The organism is Lentzea sp. NPDC092896, assembly GCF_044754905.1.
Lineage (GTDB): Bacteria > Actinomycetota > Actinomycetes > Mycobacteriales > Pseudonocardiaceae > Lentzea.
The window spans coordinates 96,846-113,504 of sequence record NZ_JBIVPX010000001.1; the positions used below are offsets into that span (position 1 = coordinate 96,846).

Genomic DNA, 16,659 nt, shown 5'->3' on the forward strand with positions numbered 1-16,659 from the left:
ACTGCGGCGAAGGGGTGTCCTGATGCCAGGTGAAGTGCCTCGCGTGGTGCTCGTGGGGGCGGGGATCGTCGGATGCGCGCTGGCCGACGAGCTCACCGACAAGGGCTTCACCAACGTCACGGTCCTCGACCAGGCCCCGGGCCTCGCGGTCGGCGGGTCCAGCGGCCACGCCCCCGGCCTGGTCTTCCAGACCAACTCCTGCCGCAGCATGACCGCCTTCGCCCGCTACACGGTCGACAAGTACACCGCTCTGGGCTGCTTCGACCAGATCGGTGGCCTGGAGATCGCCACCGGTCCCGAACGGCTCGCCGACCTCTCGCGCAGGCACGGCTGGGCCACGTCGTGGGGCGTGCCGAGCCGGCTGATCGACGCGGACGAGGTCGCGCGCCTGCACCCGTTGCTGGACCGGGACAAGCTGCTCGGCGGGTTCCTCATCCCGAGCGACGGCCTCGCGAGGCCCGTCCAGGCCGCCGAGATCCAGGCGCGGCGGGCGATCGAGCGCGGGGCGCGGTTCGAGTTCGGGCAGAAGGTCGTCGCCGTCGAGACCTCGGGCGACCGGGTCACCGGCGTGCGGACCGACACGGACGTGTTCCCGGCCGACATCGTGGTGTCGTGCGCCGGCATGTGGGGACCGGTGCTGGGGGAGATGGTCGGGCTGACCGTGCCACTCGTGCCGATGGCGCACCAGTACGTGTTCACCGGCAACGTGAACGCCGACGCGGAGGCGTTGGCGCGGCAGCCGATCCTGCGGCACCAGGAAGCCGACCTGTACTTCCGCTCGCACGGTCAGGCGCTGGGCATTGGCGCGTACGGGCATCGGCCCATGCCCGTCGCCGCCCAGGACATCACCGGCTCGGAGCTGCCGTTCACCGAGGAGGACTTCAAGGCGTCGTGGGAGTCGGCCGTCGAGCTGATCCCCGCGCTGGCCGAGGCGGGGGTGGAGAGCGGCTTCAACGGCCTGTTCTCGTTCACCAGTGACGGGATGCCGTTGCTGGGCGAACATCCGGGCCTGAAGGGGTTCTGGGTCGCCGAGGCGGTGTGGATCACGCACTCCGCCGGGGTGGCGCGGTCGATGGCCGAGTGGATCGTCGACGGGCAGCCCGAGCTGGACCTGCACTCGAGCGACCTCAACCGGTTCGAGCAGGTGCAGCTGGCGCCGGACTACGTGCTGGAGCGCAGCTGCCAGAACTTCGTCGAGGTCTACGACGTGCTGCACCCGTTGCAGCCCATGGAGAGCCCGCGGCCGATCCGCACGAGTCCGTTCTACGGCAGGCAGCAGGAGCTCGGCGCGTTCTTCCTGGAGGCGTCCGGCTGGGAGCGGCCGCACTGGTACGAGGCCAACGCCGGCCTGCCCGAGGTGGCCGAGGTGCCGGCGCGAGGTGAGTGGGCGAGCCGGTTCTGGTCGCCGATCTGCGGCGCCGAGGCGCTGGTGACGCGCAAACGGGTCGCACTGTTCGACATGACCCCGTTGAAACGGCTGGAGGTCAGCGGGCCGGGAGCGCTGGAGTTCCTGCAGCACATGACGACCAACAACCTCAACCGCAAGCCCGGCGCGGTCGTCTACACGCTGCTGCTCGACGAGCAGGGCGGCGTGCGCAGCGACCTCACGATCGCGCGCCTCGACGCGACGACGTTCCAGGTCGGCGCGAACGGCAACCTCGACCTCGACTGGCTCACCCGGCACGCGCCGGATGACGTGTACGTCAAGGACATCACGGCCGGAACGTGCTGCATCGGCCTGTGGGGCCCGCTGGCCCGCGATCTCGTCAACGACATCTCGCACACCCTCGACACGAAGAAGGGGTACTTCACCGCGCAGAAGGGGTTCATCAAGAACGTCCCGGTGACCGCGCTGCGACTGTCCTATGTGGGCGAACTCGGCTGGGAGCTCTACACCACCGCGGACATGGGCCCGAAGCTGTGGGACACGCTGTGGGAGGCCGGGCAGCGGCACGGGGTCATCGCGGCCGGCCGCGGCGCGTTCAACAGCCTGCGCCTGGAGAAGGGCTACCGGTCGTGGGGCACGGACATGACGACCGAGCACGACCCGTTCGAGGCGGGGCTCGGGTTCGCGGTGCGCCAGGACAAGGAGTTCCTCGGCAAGGGATCGCTGCACAACCTGACCTCGACCAAGAAGCTCACCTGCCTCACGATCGACGACCCGCACAGCGTCGTGCTGGGCAACGAACCCGTGTTCCACCAAGGAGAACCGGTCGGCTACGTCACCAGCGCCGCCTACGGGTACACGACGGGCCTCAACATCGCCTACGCGTGGCTGCCCAGCGAGATCGACGACGAGGTCGAGATCGAGTACTTCGGGCACCGCGTCACCGCACGTCCCGCGCCGGAGCCGTTGTTCGATCCCGAGATGAAGCGGCTGCGAGGGTGACGTACGACGTCATCGTCATCGGGCTCGGCGGCATGGGCAGCGCCGCCGCGTACCGGCTCGCCCAGCGCGGGAAACGGGTGCTGGGACTGGAGAAGTTCACGCCCGCGCACGCGCACGGGTCGAGCCACGGAGGGTCGCGCGTCACGCGGCAGGCCTACTTCGAGGACCCCGCGTACGTCCCGTTGCTGCTGCGCGCCCACGAGATGTGGGACCAGATCGAACAGGACAGCGGGGAGCACGTCTTCCACCGCGTCGGCGGAGTCATCGTCGGCGATCAGGACAGCGGCGCCATCACGGGTAGCCGGGCGAGCGTCGAGCAGTTCGGTCTGAAACACGAACTGCTCGACGCGTCCCAGCTCCGTGCGCGCTTCCCGGCCTTCCGGCCGTTCGACTCCGAGATCGGCCTGTACGAACCGGGCGCGGGCTTCGTGGTGCCCGAGACGGCCGTGGAGGCGCATCTGGCCCTCGCCGCACGCGCGGGCGCCGAGCTGCACTTCGAGGAGCCGGTGACGCACTGGGAGCCAGGCAGGGTCACCACCGCTCTGGCCACCTACGAAGCCGAGCACGTCGTCGTGTGCCCCGGCCCGTGGGCGCCGGAGTTGCTGGGGGAGCTGGGAATCCCGTTTGAGATCGAACGTCAGGTCCAGTTCTACTTCACCCCGGACGACGACTTCCGCGACCACCCGGTCTACATCTGGGACCGCGCGGACGGCACGAACTTCTACGGCTTCCCCGAGCACGACGGCGCGGTGAAGGTCGCGTTCCACAGCGGTGGCCAGATCTGCACGCCCGGGACCATCGACCGCGCGGTGCACGCCCACGAGGTCGAGGCCGTGGTCAACGCGACCAGGCCGCCGATGCCCGGCCTCGCCGGGACGTTCCAGCGCGCCGCGGCCTGCATGTACACCAACACCGCCGACCGGCACTTCGTGATCGCCCGCGAGGAGGGCGTGACCGTGGCGTGCGGCTTCTCGGGGCACGGCTTCAAGTTCGTGCCCGTCGTCGGCGAGATCCTCGCCGACCTCGTGATCGACGGGGCCACGCGGCACCCGATCGGCCTTTTCGACCCTGCTCGCCTGAGAGGCCTCAGATGACCGGCAGCCTGATCTCCACCCTTGAGGGCCGCTACTACACCGATCCCGCGATCTTCGCTCAGGAACAGGCCGCCATCTTCGAGAAGATGTGGTTCTGCGCGGTGAAGTCGGGCGACCTGCCGAACGCCGGCGACTTCCGCACGGTGCAGGTCGGGCGGGAGAGCGTGCTCATCGCGCGGGACCGCAAGGGCGGCCTCAACGCGTTCCTGAACGTCTGCCGCCATCGTGGCGCGCGCATCTGCGTCGACGAGGCCGGCAGCGTCAAACGGGCGTTCCAGTGCCCTTACCACGCCTGGACGTACGCGTTGGACGGCAACCTGATCGCCGCACCCAATCTCACCTCAATGCCGGACGTCGACCGCGTTGCGTATGGACTCACCAAAGTGCATTTGCGCGAATGGCTCGGCTACGTGTGGGTGAACCTCGCCGAGGACCCGCCGAGCTTCGAGGACGACGTGCTGAGCGCCGTGACCGAACGTTTGGGAACGCTCGAGGGCATCGACGGCTACGAGATCGACCAGTTGTCCGTGGGCAAACGGATCGTCTACGACGTCAAGGCCAACTGGAAGCTCATCATCGAGAACTTCATGGAGTGCTACCACTGCGCGACGATCCACCCCGAGCTCACCGAGGTGCTGCCCGAGTTCGCCGACGGGTACGCGGCGCAGTACTACGTGGGGCACGGCGCCGAGTTCGGTGACGAGATCAGGGGTTTCACCGTCGACGGCAGCGAGGGATTCGAGAAACTCTCGGCGCTGGAAGAGGAACGCGACAGGAAGTATTACGCCATCACCATCAAACCGCAGGTGTTCATCAACCTCGTGCCGGACCACGTGATCCTGCACCGGATGTACCCGATGGCGGCGGACCGGACGATCGTCGAGTGCGATTGGCTCTACGCCAAGGAAGTGGTCGACACCGGCCGTGACGTCTCTCGCTCGGTCGAGCTGTTCCACCGGGTGAACGAACAGGACTTCGAAGCCTGCGAGCGATGCCAGCCCGCGATGGCCTCACGCGCCTACGCGCAGGGCGGAGTGCTGGTGCCCTCAGAGCACCACATCGGCGGATTCCACGAGTGGCTCGTCCAGAAACTGGAATCAGCCGACTAGGGGATCGACTGCTCACCCGTGCACGGCGAAAGCTGGCACGGGTGATGGAGCAGACCGAACTCTTGCTCCCGGACGGGGAGCACGAACACCTGCGCCGCATCCGGCTTCTGGCCGAGCGCGCGGAACGGACGGCGCACAACCGGTCCAACCTCGTTGGCCCGCCGCCGTCGCAGGAACACCTGGACATCCTCGCGGAGATCAGGAAGCTGACCGACGAGATGACCAGGCCCAGAACAGCCAGACGGGCCGAGGCGTTGCCCCGGCCCGCGAGACCCGCGGACGACCTCGTCGTCCCGGGGAAGATCTGACTGTCAGCGGCGCTGGCCGCGCACCATCTTCACGAGACCCTTCATCGTCTCCTCCAAGCCGGAGCCGAACGGGTTGTCGTGCACCAGGTACGTCCACGTCGAGCTGGGGCGCTTGACCCCGGCGTCGGCGAGGTCGTAGCCCTCATCGGTGATCTTGGCCGCCTCGTACTTCTCCCTGGTGAGCTCCCAGGACTCCGGCACGATCTTGTTGAACGCCGGGATGGCCTCGCGGTGGAACTCGTCCAGCGGGTTCTGCCGGGCCAGCGCGCGCAGGTGGATGCCCTCGCGCAGGTCCGACAGGAACGTCAGGTGGTGCGTCCACAGGTCGTCGAGGAAGAACAGCGTGATCTTGCGGGCGGCGTCACCGGCGATCTCGTCGGGGGCGCCTTCCTTCTCGCCGACCTTCTCGAACGCCGCGTCCGTCTTCAGCACGACGTCGCGGTGCTTGAGCAGGATGTCGCGCTGGTGCTCGATCAGCTTGTTGTAGCGCCACGTGTTGCGGTGGATCTCCAGGTTCACGCCCTCGGCCACGCGCTGCGCGTGCTCGAAGGTGTGCAGCAGGCCCTTGTCGTGCACCCGGCCGTCGTCGTCCACTTCGGACGGATCCTCGGCGTCCGGCGCGTACTGGGTGATCAGCTCGTCCTGCATGGACGAGAAGAACACCGAACCGCCGGGGTCGCCCTGACGGCCGGCGCGGCCGCGCAGCTGGTCGTCCAGGCGTGATGACGAGTGGCGTCCGGAGCCGATCACGTACAGGCCGCCCAGCTCGGCGATCCGGTCGTGGTCCTCGCCCTCGTGACCACCGAGGCGGATGTCCGTACCGCGACCGGCCATCTGGGTGGAGACCGTGATGCGCTGGTACGAACCGGCGTCCGCGATGATCGAGGCTTCCTCGGCGTCGTTCTTCGCGTTGAGCACCACGCACTCGATGCCGGCGGCGCGCAGCTTGGAGGAGATCCGCTCGGACTCGGCGACGTCCAGCGTGCCGACGAGGATCGGGCGCCCGCTCTCGTGGGCCTCCTTGATCTCCTCGACGATCGCGTCTTCCTTCTGCTCCAGCGTCGCGTAGAGGCGGAAGTGCTCGTCCTCGCGGATGTTCTCCTTGTTCGGCGGGATCACGAGCACCTCGAGCTCGTAGAACTCCCGCAGCGTCTCCGCGACGGCGACGGCGGTACCGGTCATGCCGCAGCGCGTCGGGTAGCGGGAGATCAGCGCCTGCACCGTCATCGAGTCGAGGATCTCGCCCGACTCGGTCGTCTGGACGTTCTCCTTGGCCTCGACCGCGGCCTGCAGGCCGTCCGGCCACCGCTGCAGCTTCGCGACACGGCCACGCGTGTCGTTGATCAGGTGCACCTTGCCGTCACGCACGATGTAGTCGACGTCGCGGTGCAGCAGCACCTGCGCGTGCAGCGCCACGTTCACCTTCGACAGCGTGGAGGTGACGTGCTCCTGCGAGTACAGGTCGATCTCGCCGAGCGCGCGCTCGACGGCCTCGGACCCCGCACCCGTGAGGAAGACGTTGCGCTCCTCGTCGTCGATCTCGTAGTGCAGGTTCTGCCGCAGCCGCTTCACCAGGTCCGCGATGACGGGGTCGGCTGCCTCCGCGCTGGTCGAACCGGCCAGCACCAGCGGCACGCGGGCCTCGTCGACGAGCACCGAGTCGGCCTCGTCGATCAGCGCGACCTCGGGCTCCGGGACGATCAGGTCTTCCTCGCGGGTGACGATCCGGTCGCGCAGGACGTCGAAGCCGATCTCGCTGACCGGCGCGTACGTGACCTCGGCCTGGTAGGCCTCGCGCCGCTCCTCCGGCTTCGAGCTGCCGTTGATCCAGCCCACGGTGACGCCGAGCAGTCCGTACAGCGGCCCCATCCAGTCGGCGTCGCGCTGGGCCAGGTAGTCGTTGACGCTGACCACGTGGACGCGCTTGCCCTTGATCGCGAAGCCGGCCGCGGCCATGGCGCCCGCCAGCGTCTTGCCCTCACCGGTGGCCATCTCGACGACGAGCCCGCTGAGCAGCCCCAGCGCACCCAGCACCTGCACGTCGAACGGACGCTGCCCGATGGCGCGCTCGGCGGCCTCACGGGTGAGCGCCACCAGTTCGGTGTCGGTGCTCTCCTCGCGCAGCTTCTTGGCGTGCGCCGTCAGCTCCTCGTCGCTGAAGGCCTTGAACGTCTCGGCGTGTTTCTCCACGTCCGAGAGCAGGGCCTGGAACGGGGCGAGGTCGATCGACCCCGGTTTCTGCGCGAACCTGCGCATCCGCTGCTTGAAGCGCGCCATGAGAGTGGTCACGACGCGCCAACGTACGGCATCGGCCGGATGTTCCGCAGAGGTCTTGACTGTGAAGGCCCGATTTGTCCCTTAGATCGGGCCTTCACAGCCTCTGATCAGGCCCGTTCCGGCTGGTGCGTCTCCGGCAGCCTGATCACCGACACCAGCGTGCACAGGCCCATGACCAGCAGGAACGCCGACACGGACATCGACGTCCCGGTCGCGCCCAGCAGAGCCGTCATCACGAACGGCGTGCCGCCGCTGACCAGGATCGACGCCAGCTGGTACGCGAGAGAAGCGCCCGAGTACCGCACGTGCGGCTCGAACAGTTCACCCAGGTAGGCGGCGATGGGTCCGTACACGAGAGAGGACGCGATGCCTCCGACCGTGGACGCGACGAACAGCAACACGAGCGAACCGGTGTCCACGAGCAGGAAGTACGGGAACGCCCACACGATCATGCCGACGGTGCCCGCGATGATCAGCGGACGGCGCCCGAGGCGGTCAGAGGCGTGGCCTGCCCAGAGGATGACCGGGATGCTCACGATGGACGACAGCAGGCTGACGATCAGCACGGACTCGCGGGCGAGGCCGAGCGTGGTGGTGGCGTAGGACAGGACGCCCGCGATCGACACGTAGAAGATCGCGTTGGAGGCGAACATCAGGCCCGCGCCGAGCAGGATCGGCTTGCGGTGGGTGCGCAGGACCTCCGTCAGCGGCGCAGGGGCCACGGCCGGTTCGGTCGCGCGGCGTTCCTTCAGTTCGCGGAACACCGGGCTGTCCTCGACCTTCAGCTGGATGAACAGCACCACCGGGAACAGCAGCGCCGACGCCAGGAACGGGACGCGCCAGCCCCACGACGCGAACGCCTCCGGTGAGAGGGACGTGGTGGCGCTGATGAAGGCGACGTTGCCCAGCAGCACGCCGATCGGAACGCCGGCCTGCCCGAACGTGCCAGCGAAGCCGCGTTTCTTCGGCCCCGCCGTCTCGGTCAGCAGCAGGACCACGCCGCCCCACTGACCGCCGACCGCGATGCCCTGCAGGAACCGCAGCAGCACCAGCAGCAGGGGCGCGCCGACGCCGATGGACGCCGTGGTGGGCAGCAGGCCGATGAGGAACGTCGCCGCCGCCATCAGGCCGAGGCAGATGACGAGGGCCGGTTTGCGGCCTACCTTGTCGCCGACGTGCCCGAAGACCAGGCCGCCGACCGGGCGCGCGATGAAGCCCGCCCAGAACGTGCTGAACGACAGGAGCAGCGCCACGATCGGCGTCGCCTCCGGGAAGAACAGCTTGGGGAACACCAGTGCCGCGGCGGTCGCGTAGATGAAGAAGTCGTACCACTCAAGACTCGAACCGACGAGTCCGGCTGCCATGAGCCGGCGTAAGGTCTTCTGTTCCGCAGGGGCGACGCTGACCACGGATTCTCCTCACCACGTGTCGATGAACGGGCGTTTCTTCCCTTGGGAGCGGGAAGTTGCAGGGGCCAGCGCCGTGGTGATCCAGCGGCGGGTGTCGGCCGGGTCGATCACGTCGTCGATCTCGAAGACCGAGGCGACGTTGAGTGCTTTGCCGTGCTCGTAAGCCATCGCGACCATCTGGTCGTAGCGCTGCTTGCGCTCGTCCGGGTCGGCGATGGCGTCGAGTTCTTTCTTGAAGCCGAGTTTGATGGCGCCCTCGAGTCCCATCGGGCCGAACTCCCCGGTGGGCCAGGAGATCGCGAACTGAGGGACCTTGAGGCTGCCCGCCGCCATCGCCTGGGCGCCGAGACCGTAGGCCTTGCGGAGAATCACGAGTCCAAAGGGGACGGTGAGGTTGGCGCCCGTCACGACCATGCGGGTGAGGTGGCGGACGGTGGCGGTGCGTTCGGCGTCGGGGCCGACCATGAACCCCGGGGTGTCGCACAGGGAGACGACGGGGATGTCGAACGCGTCGGCGAGCTGGAGGAAGCGGGCGCACTTGTCGGCGGCGTCGGCGTCGATGGCGCCGCCGAGGACCTTGGGGTCGTTGGCGATCAGGGCGATCGGGCGGCCTTCGATCTTGACCAGGGCGGTGACGATGGCCTTGCCGAAGCCGTTGCGGAGTTCGAGGACGCTGTCGGTGTCGGCGAGGGTTCGGATCAGGGTGCGGATGTCGTAGGCGCGCAGGCGGTTCTCGGGGACGGCGTGGCGGAGCAGGCGCTGGTCCGCGCAGGACCATTCGGCCGACGCGCCTTGGAAGTACGAGAGGTACTTCTTCGCCACGGCAACGGCTTCCTCCTCCGACGCCACCGCGATGTCCACGACGCCGTTGGGCACCTGCACGTCCAACGGCCCGATGTCCTCCGGCCGGAACACCCCCAGCCCGCCGCCCTCGATCATCGCCGGCCCGCCCATGCCGATGTTCGCGCCCTCGACCGCGATGATCACGTCGCACGTGCCGAGCAGCACCGCGTTGCCCGCGAAACACCGCCCCGCCACCACGCCGATCAACGGCACCTGCCCGCTGAGCTGCGCGAACGCGTGGAACGAGCCGCAGTCCAGTCCGCTGACCATGCTGTGGTCGGTGTCGCCGGGACGGCCGCCGCCACCCTCGGCGAACAGCACCACCGGCAGGTTCTCCTGCTGTGCCAGGGCGAACAGCCGGTCCTTCTTCTGGTGGTTGCGCAGGCCTTGCGTGCCGGCGAGAACCGCGTAGTCGTAGGACATCGCCACGACCCGTGCGCCGTTGACGACACCGATGCCCGCCACCATGCCGTCAGCGGGCGTGCGTTCGATCAGGTCGTCCAGCGAACGACGCTGCCGTTGCGCCGCGATCGCCAGGCCGCCGTACTCCACGAAGTCCGTGCAGAGGTCGGCGATGTTCTCCCGCGCGGTCCGTCCGCCCCTGGCGTGCCGTTTCGCGGCGGCGGAAGGACGGTCGAAGTCGTGGCGCGCCAGTACCTCGGCCAGATCCGGCCGAACGTGCGAAGGATCCACCTCGGCAACGTCCTCAGTGGACTCGCCCACGCCGGAGGCCAGCACCTGGCCCTCGGACACGGTGTCGCCCACCGACACCAGCACGTCGCCGGACACCCGCACGACGTGCTGCATCTTCATCGCTTCGAGCACGACGGAGTCGGCGGCAACAGCGACCACAGTGCCCGCCAGCGGAGCCCGCATGCCCGAAACGGGCTCCTCGACCACGAAGTCGGTAGTAGCGCCGACGATGTCGCGCTCCAGCAGCGAGCGGAGGAACTCCAGGTTGGTCGAGACCCCCTCGACCCGGAACTCGCCCAACGCCCGCCGCGCCCGGTTCAGCGCCACGTCGAGGTCCTCGCCGTGCACCACGAGCTTCGCCAGCAACCCGTCGTAGCGCGTCCCGACCCGGTAGCCGACGTACCCGTGCGTGTCGACGCGGACACCAGGGCCGGCCGGCAGCCCGAACGACGACAGCACGCCGCCCGAGGTCTGGTTCAGCCGCACCTGCACGGCCGCGCCGCGGTCGTGCGGCGTGAAGTCCACGTCACCGCCCCAGGCGAGCAGCAGTTGGGTGCGCACGAGGTCCACTCCGGACACCATCTCGGTGACGGTGTGCTCGACCTGCAGTCGCGGGTTGACCTCCAGGAACGCGAACGAGTCCCCGGACACCAGGAACTCGACGGTGCCTACGCCGGTGTAGCCCGCCGCGACGGCCAACGCGACAGCCGCCTCGTGCAGTGCCTTGCGCAGCAACGGGTCCAGCAGGGGAGCTGGCGCGATCTCCACGACCTTCTGGTGCCGCAGCTGCAGCGAGCAGTCGCGGTCGCCGATCACCGACGTCCCGACGAGCTGCACCTCGATGTGCCGGGCGGAGGGCATCAACCGTTCGAAGTAGACGTCCCCGACCCCGAACGCGGCCAAAGCTTCCGCCTGGCACGCCTCGACCGCGGCATCGAGTTCCGAAGCCTCAAAAACCGCCCGCATGCCCTTGCCGCCCCCGCCGGCGACCGCCTTCACCATCACCGGGAACTCGCCGGGCAGCGCGTCCAGCACCGGGATCCCCAGCGAGGAGGCCAGCTCCCGTGCTCGCCGTTTGTCACCGAGCAGTTCCAGAACGTCAGCGGACGGCCCGACGAACGCCAGTCCGCGCTCCGAACACGCCCGAGCGAAAGCAGCGTTCTCGGACAGGAATCCCCACCCCGGATGCACGGCGACACACCCCTCGGCGGCATCCAGCAGCTGATCCACGTCCAGGTACGGCGACGGCCCGTGCAGTGCCACGGCGCGGTCCGCGAGCGTCACGTGGAGCGAAGAAGCGTCGTCCTCCGCGTACACCGCCACGGTGCGAATTCCGAGGTCAGCAGCCGCGCGCAGCACGCGGACGGCGACCTCACCCCGGTTGGCGACGAGAAGCACGGCAATCCTCCTGAGCGACCGCTTAGTATGTGACGGCGGTCGCATGTTGCCATCTGAAGTGAACGGAAGTCCATACGGAACCGATCGGGGTACTGAGGCGTCAACGGAACACTTCGCCGCAAACGGGCGATCCAGTTGGCAGACTCCCCGCAAACATGCAAGGGCTTCAGGAGGCCGCAGTGGTGTTCAAGAGGATGATGCGCGCGTTCGGTGTGGGCGGGCCGACTGTCGACACGGTGCTGACGAACCCCAACGTCAGGCCCGGCGAGGTGCTGTCGGGTGAGGTGCGCATCGCCGGTGGCGACCACCCTGCCGAGATCGACCACGTCACGCTCGCGCTGCTCACCCGCGTCGAGGTCGAGAGCGGCGACAACGAGTACAACACCAACATGGAGTTCCACAAGTTCTCCGTGGGCCAGCGGATCGTGGTGCAGCCGCACCAGAACCTCTCGCTGCCGTTCCAGATCCCGGTGCCGTTCGAGTGCCCGATCAACGTCGTCGGCGGCCAGCAGCTGCACGGCATGCAGCTCGGCCTGCGCACCGAGCTCGAGGTCCGCGGCGCCGTCGACCCCGGCGACCTCGACCCGATCTGGGTGCACCCGCTGCAGTCCCAGGACGCCGTGCTCCAGGCGTTCGGGCACATGGGCTTCCGCTTCACCAAGGCGGACAACGAGCGCGGCCGCATCCACGGCGTGCCGCAGCAGCTGCCGTTCTACCAGGAGATCGAGTTCTACCCGCCGCCGCAGTTCGCGGGCCGCGTCAAGCAGGTCGAGCTGACCTTCGTCACGACGCCGGGCGAGCTGCACGTCATTCTGGAGGCCGACAAGCGCGCCGGACTGCTCCGTGCGGGTGGCGACGCGTACGGCCGTTTCGCCGTCTCGCACCAGCAGGCGGTCGGCACGGACTGGACCGCGACGATCAACCAGTGGATGTCGCAGGTCTCCGGTAGCCGCTGGTAGTTCTCGCGCTGCGGGCAGCCACGATCAACGGGATGATTCCGCCCGAGATCCCCGAGTGCATCGGGGTGTAGCGGGAGGAGGCGTCCGTGACCATCGAGAGCATTCTCGGCGCGCTCATCATCGGTCTGATCCTGGGCTTGCTCGGCAAGCTGTTCGCACCGGGCAAGCAGGCCATCCCGATCTGGCTGACCCTGCTGGTCGGCATCGCGGCCGCGTTCATCGGGTCGTGGATCGCGCGACTGCTGGGCGTGGAGGACACGCCGGGCATCGACTGGATCGAGGTGATCGTGCAGATCGTCGTCGCCGCGATCGGTGTTTCGCTCGTGGCCGGTGTGTACGGCAGGAAGTCGGTCAGTTAGGTCGGACCATCCTCAGGACGAGGTCGGCGTACATCGCGCCGATCTCGTCCGGGGTCCGCTTCCCGCTCGGCTGGTACCAGCGGGCGACGTCGATGCACAGCGACAGCACGGCCAGGGTCGCGCCCTTGAGGTCGGGGACGTCGAACACGCCCTCCTCGACGCCGGCCGCGATGTAGGCCCGCATCCGCTGCTCGATCTGCCGGCGCAGCTCCGCCACCTCCGCGTGGTGTTCCGGAGAGAGCGCGCCGAGCTCGTACTGCACCACCCGCGCCGTCGTGTGGAACTCCGCGTGCCATCCCGCGAACCCCGCCACCGCGTTCCTGAGCCGTTCCACCGCGCCGTCGCCGCCGATGCTCGACAGCAGGGCGAGCGACGTCTCGTGGCCGACGAGCGAGATGTTGAACAGCAGTTCCTCTTTGGACCGGTAGTGGATGTACACGGCCGCCGGGGACATTCCGGCCAGCGAGGCGATGTCCCTGGTCGTCGTGGCGTGATATCCCTTGCCGGCGAACGCGTGGGCGGCCGCGATGAGCATCCGGCGGGCGGCGTCCGGGGTGACGGTGCGCCAGGTCTCGTCGAGCAGCGAGAACCCGTCCAGTCCGGTCGTCGTCATCGGGCGGCTCCTCGCGTGTTGACAGGTGATGGATCGTACTGCACGCTAAGCGAGCGCTTAGCGCTAAGCAACCGCTTAGTATGGAGGTAAGTCGTGCAGCGGACGCTGTTCAACGAGGATCACGCCGCGTTCCGGGAGTCGGCGAAGGCGTTCGTCGAGCGCACGATCACGCCGAACGTCGAGAAGTTCATCGAGCAGCGGGTGATCGACCGGGACGTGTGGCTGGAGGCCGGACGCCAGGGCCTGCTCGGGCTGGAGATCCCCGAGGAGTACGGCGGCAGCGGCGCCAACGACTACCGGTTCAACACGGTGTTCGCCGAAGAGCTGTGCCGGGTCAACGCCGCGGTGGCGTCGAGCCTCGGCATCCACGGCGACGTCGTGGCGCCCTACCTCGTCGACCTGTGCACCGAGGAGCAGAAGCAGCGCTGGCTGCCCGGCATGTGCACCGGCGAGATCAAGACCGGCATCGCGATGACCGAGCCGTCCGGCGGCTCCGACCTCGCCGCGCTGAAGACCAACGCCGTGCGCGACGGTGACGACTGGATCCTCAACGGCTCCAAGACGTTCATCACCAACGGCTACACCGCCGACATGATCGTCGTCGCGGCCCGCACCGACCCGTCCAAGGGCGCGCGCGGCATCACGCTGTTCGCCGTCGAGACCGGCATGCCCGGCTTCGAGCGCGGCCGCAAGCTCGACAAGGTCGGCCAGCACCCGTCCGACACCGCGGAGCTGTTCTTCTCCGACGTGCGCCTGTCCGCCGAGCACATGATCGGCGACGAGGGCCAGGGCTTCATCTACATGATGGAACGCCTGCCGCAGGAACGGATCGGCGGCGCCATCTCGAACCTGGCGCACGCGCAGGGCGTCTTCGACGAGACGCTGGAGTACGTCAAGGAGCGCAAGGCCTTCGGCCAGGCGATCGGCAAGTTCCAGCACAACAAGTTCCTGCTCGCCGAGCTGCGCACCAAGCTGGACGTCTCGCAGGCGTTCATCGACACGCTGACCATGCAGCACGTGCGCGGCGAACTGAGCCCGGTCGAGGCGGCGCAGGCCAAGTACTGGAGCGCCGACGTCGAGAACGAGGTCATCGACGCCTGCGTGCAGCTGCACGGCGGCTACGGCTACATGACCGAGTACCGCGTGGCCCGTGCCTGGATGGACGCCCGCGTCACGAAGATCTGGGCCGGTTCCAACGAGATCATGAAGGAACTCATCGGCCGCGACCTGGGCCTGTAAAGGGGTGTTCCATGGCTGAAGCAGTCATCGTCTCCACTGCCCGGTCGCCGATCGGCCGTGCCCGCAAGGGTTCGCTGGTCTCGCTGCGCCCGGACGACCTGGCCACGCAGGTGATCTCGGCCGCGCTGGGCGACGTTCCGGCGTCCGAGATCACCGACCTGCACCTCGGGTGTGCCGAGCCGCAGGACGAGCACGGCCAGAACATCGCGCGCCGGGTGGCCGTGCAGCTCGGCTACGACACCCTGCCGGGCACGACGGTCAACCGGTTCTGCGCCTCGTCCGTGCAGACCGCGCGGATGGCCTTCCACGCCATCAAGGCGGGGGAGGGCCACGGGTTCATCTCGGCCGGCGTCGAATGCGTCTCGCGGTACATGCACGCGGGCGAGCCGTCGTTCAACCCGCTGTTCGCGGATGCGCAGCAGCGGACCCTGGACACGGCTGCGTCAAACGCGCCGTGGACCGACCCTCGGCTCGACGGGGAGCTGCCCGACTACTACATCGCGATGGGCCAGACGGCCGAGAACGTCGCGACGCAGATGGGCATCTCGCGGCACGACCAGGACGAGTTCGGCGTGCGGTCGCAGAACCTCGCCGAGAAGGCCATCGCGGACGGCTTCTTCGCCCGCGAGATCACGCCGGTCACTTTGCCCGACGGCACGGTGGTCTCCACCGATGACGGACCCCGCGCCGGAGTGACCTACGAGGCCGTTTCCCAGCTGAAGCCCGTCTTCCGTCCTGAAGGCGTGATCACGGCGGGCAACTGCTGCCCGCTCAACGACGGTGCGGCCGCCGTCGTGATCATGAGTGACGTCCGGGCACGTGAGCTGGGGCTGACCCCGTTGGCGCGCATCGTGTCCACGGGTGTTTCCGGACTGTCGCCGGAGATCATGGGCCTCGGCCCCGTCGACGCCACGAAGCAGGCGCTGGGTCACGCCGGTCTGTCCATTTCGGACATCGACCTGGTGGAGATCAACGAGGCTTTCGCTGTCCAGGTGCTCGGCTCCCAGCGCGCGTTGGGCATCGACATCGACAAGCTCAACGTGCACGGCGGTGCGATCGCGCTGGGTCATCCGTTCGGCTCGACCGGTGCGCGAATCATGACGACGCTGATCAACGGCATGCAGGCCCGTGACGCCCAGTTCGGCCTGGAGACGATGTGCGTCGGCGGCGGCCAGGGCATGGCGATCATCCTGGAAAGGCTTTCGTAGTGGGAATCCTGGACAAGTTCCGTCTCGACGGGAAGGTCGCGATCGTCACCGGCGCCTCCTCGGGCCTGGGTGTGGCATTCGCCAAGGGCCTCGCGGAGGCCGGCGCGGACGTCGTGCTCGCGGCACGCCGTGCGGACAAGCTGAAGGAGACGGCCGCACTGGTCGAGGCCGCCGGTCGGCGCGCCCTGGTAGTGCAGGCCGACGTCTCGCAGCCCGACGACTGCCGTGAGGTCGCTCGTGCGGCGGCCGAGTTCGGCACCGTCGCGGTGCTCGTGAACAACGCCGGTGTCGCGTCGGCGGTCCCGGCGTCGCGGGAGACGCCGGAGGAGTTCCTCGGCGTCATGGACGTGAACCTCAACGGCGCCTACTGGATGGCCCAGGCGGCCGCGGCCGTCATGAAGTCCGGCGGCTCGATCATCAACATCTCGAGCGTGCTCGGCCTCGTGACCGGCGGTATTCCCCAGGCCGCGTACTCGGCGTCGAAGGCCGGTCTGCTCGGCCTGACGCGGGACCTGGCGCAGCAGTGGACCGGCCGCAAGGGCATCCGCGTCAACGCGATCTGCCCCGGTTTCTTCGCCTCCGAGATGACCGACCAGTACCCGCCCGGGTACCTGGAGAAGATCCAGGCGACGCTGCCATCCGGGCGAATCGGTGACCCGGAGGAGCTCGCTTCCGCCGTTGTGTTCCTGGCTTCGCCGGCGGGCGGTTACGTTACCGGGGAGACGCTCGTCGTCGACGGTGGTGCCGTGATCGTCTGACTC

General features: G+C 68.4%; 13 protein-coding genes. 9 read left to right on the forward strand and 4 right to left on the reverse strand.

Translation table 11 applies throughout. From position 1 onward, the window contains the following. The first annotated feature begins 22 nt into the window (after nucleotides 1-22). From ACIQF0_RS00485 to ACIQF0_RS00500, 4 genes are read left to right on the forward strand one after another with little or no spacing between them, the layout of a single operon-like run. Nucleotides 23-2,389, forward strand: coding sequence for an FAD-dependent oxidoreductase (locus ACIQF0_RS00485; RefSeq protein ID WP_401023176.1), 2,367 nt, complete (start codon nucleotides 23-25; stop codon nucleotides 2,387-2,389). Further along, a complete protein-coding gene (gene solA / locus ACIQF0_RS00490; protein WP_401023177.1) occupies nucleotides 2,386-3,483 on the forward strand; it encodes an N-methyl-L-tryptophan oxidase in 1,098 nt (365 codons plus the stop codon). The genes ACIQF0_RS00485 and solA overlap by 4 nt, the downstream gene beginning before the upstream one ends. Further along, nucleotides 3,480-4,592 carry an aromatic ring-hydroxylating dioxygenase subunit alpha gene (locus tag ACIQF0_RS00495; protein ID WP_401023178.1) on the forward strand — a complete coding sequence of 371 codons (1,113 nt, stop codon included), beginning with the start codon at nucleotides 3,480-3,482 and terminating at the stop codon, nucleotides 4,590-4,592. Before solA ends, ACIQF0_RS00495 begins: the two co-directional genes overlap by 4 nt. Before the next feature lie 44 nt (nucleotides 4,593-4,636). Further along, nucleotides 4,637-4,900, forward strand: coding sequence for a hypothetical protein (locus tag ACIQF0_RS00500; RefSeq protein ID WP_360046763.1), 264 nt, complete (start codon nucleotides 4,637-4,639; stop codon nucleotides 4,898-4,900). A 3-nt stretch (nucleotides 4,901-4,903) separates the two neighbouring features. Here ACIQF0_RS00500 and secA2 read toward each other — a convergent pair whose 3' ends face one another. The 3 genes from secA2 to ACIQF0_RS00515 all read right to left on the reverse strand — a co-directional run bounded on the left by secA2 (nucleotide 4,904) and on the right by ACIQF0_RS00515 (nucleotide 11,520). Further along, nucleotides 4,904-7,189: an accessory Sec system translocase SecA2 gene (gene secA2, locus ACIQF0_RS00505; RefSeq protein WP_360046745.1), complete on the reverse strand. Its 2,286-nt coding sequence runs from the start codon at nucleotides 7,187-7,189 to the stop codon at nucleotides 4,904-4,906. Between the two features lie 95 nt (nucleotides 7,190-7,284). Then, nucleotides 7,285-8,541 (reverse strand): MFS transporter, encoded by a 1,257-nt coding sequence (locus ACIQF0_RS00510; RefSeq protein ID WP_401023179.1) that lies wholly within the window; start codon nucleotides 8,539-8,541, stop codon nucleotides 7,285-7,287. A gap of 54 nt (nucleotides 8,542-8,595) precedes the next feature. Beyond that, nucleotides 8,596-11,520: a carboxyl transferase domain-containing protein gene (locus ACIQF0_RS00515; protein WP_401023180.1), complete on the reverse strand. Its 2,925-nt coding sequence runs from the start codon at nucleotides 11,518-11,520 to the stop codon at nucleotides 8,596-8,598. 179 nt (nucleotides 11,521-11,699) lie between these two features. On the opposite strand from ACIQF0_RS00515, the gene ACIQF0_RS00520 reads away from it, so the two are divergent. Then, nucleotides 11,700-12,479, forward strand: coding sequence for a sporulation protein (locus ACIQF0_RS00520; protein WP_319981545.1), 780 nt, complete (start codon nucleotides 11,700-11,702; stop codon nucleotides 12,477-12,479). A gap of 86 nt (nucleotides 12,480-12,565) precedes the next feature. Beyond that, complete coding sequence (locus ACIQF0_RS00525) at nucleotides 12,566-12,838, forward strand: GlsB/YeaQ/YmgE family stress response membrane protein (protein WP_401023181.1); 273 nt, start codon at nucleotides 12,566-12,568, stop codon at nucleotides 12,836-12,838. Here the strand turns inward: ACIQF0_RS00525 and ACIQF0_RS00530 are convergent. Then, nucleotides 12,831-13,451, reverse strand: a complete 621-nt coding sequence (locus tag ACIQF0_RS00530; RefSeq protein WP_401023182.1) for a TetR/AcrR family transcriptional regulator — start codon at nucleotides 13,449-13,451, stop codon at nucleotides 12,831-12,833. The genes ACIQF0_RS00525 and ACIQF0_RS00530 overlap by 8 nt on opposite strands. 93 nt (nucleotides 13,452-13,544) lie before the next feature. Between ACIQF0_RS00530 and ACIQF0_RS00535 the strand changes: the two genes are divergently transcribed. Genes ACIQF0_RS00535 through ACIQF0_RS00545 form a run of 3 tightly spaced genes read left to right on the forward strand, consistent with a single transcriptional unit; the run spans nucleotide 13,545 to nucleotide 16,656 of the window. Continuing rightward, the gene (locus tag ACIQF0_RS00535; protein WP_360046751.1) at nucleotides 13,545-14,690 is read left to right on the forward strand and encodes an acyl-CoA dehydrogenase family protein; all 1,146 of its coding nucleotides are present in this window, start codon (nucleotides 13,545-13,547) and stop codon (nucleotides 14,688-14,690) included. A gap of 11 nt (nucleotides 14,691-14,701) precedes the next feature. Then, nucleotides 14,702-15,898, forward strand: a complete 1,197-nt coding sequence (locus ACIQF0_RS00540; RefSeq protein ID WP_401023183.1) for an acetyl-CoA C-acetyltransferase — start codon at nucleotides 14,702-14,704, stop codon at nucleotides 15,896-15,898. Further along, nucleotides 15,898-16,656 carry an SDR family NAD(P)-dependent oxidoreductase gene (locus ACIQF0_RS00545; RefSeq protein WP_401023184.1) on the forward strand — a complete coding sequence of 253 codons (759 nt, stop codon included), beginning with the start codon at nucleotides 15,898-15,900 and terminating at the stop codon, nucleotides 16,654-16,656. The genes ACIQF0_RS00540 and ACIQF0_RS00545 overlap by 1 nt, the downstream gene beginning before the upstream one ends. Nucleotides 16,657-16,659: the final 3 nt, after the last annotated feature.

What these genes read in the sequence shown, in the direction of transcription:
- ACIQF0_RS00510 (WP_401023179.1), bottom strand. Translation starts at nt 8,541, where the DNA reads ATGGCAGCCGGACTCGTCGGTTCGAGTCTTGAGTGGTACGACTTCTTC.
- ACIQF0_RS00540 (WP_401023183.1), top strand. Translation starts at nt 14,702, where the DNA reads ATGGCTGAAGCAGTCATCGTCTCCACTGCCCGGTCGCCGATCGGCCGT.
- ACIQF0_RS00485 (WP_401023176.1), top strand. Translation starts at nt 23, where the DNA reads ATGCCAGGTGAAGTGCCTCGCGTGGTGCTCGTGGGGGCGGGGATCGTC.
- ACIQF0_RS00500 (WP_360046763.1), top strand. Translation starts at nt 4,637, where the DNA reads ATGGAGCAGACCGAACTCTTGCTCCCGGACGGGGAGCACGAACACCTG.
- ACIQF0_RS00495 (WP_401023178.1), top strand. Translation starts at nt 3,480, where the DNA reads ATGACCGGCAGCCTGATCTCCACCCTTGAGGGCCGCTACTACACCGAT.
- ACIQF0_RS00530 (WP_401023182.1), bottom strand. Translation starts at nt 13,451, where the DNA reads ATGACGACGACCGGACTGGACGGGTTCTCGCTGCTCGACGAGACCTGG.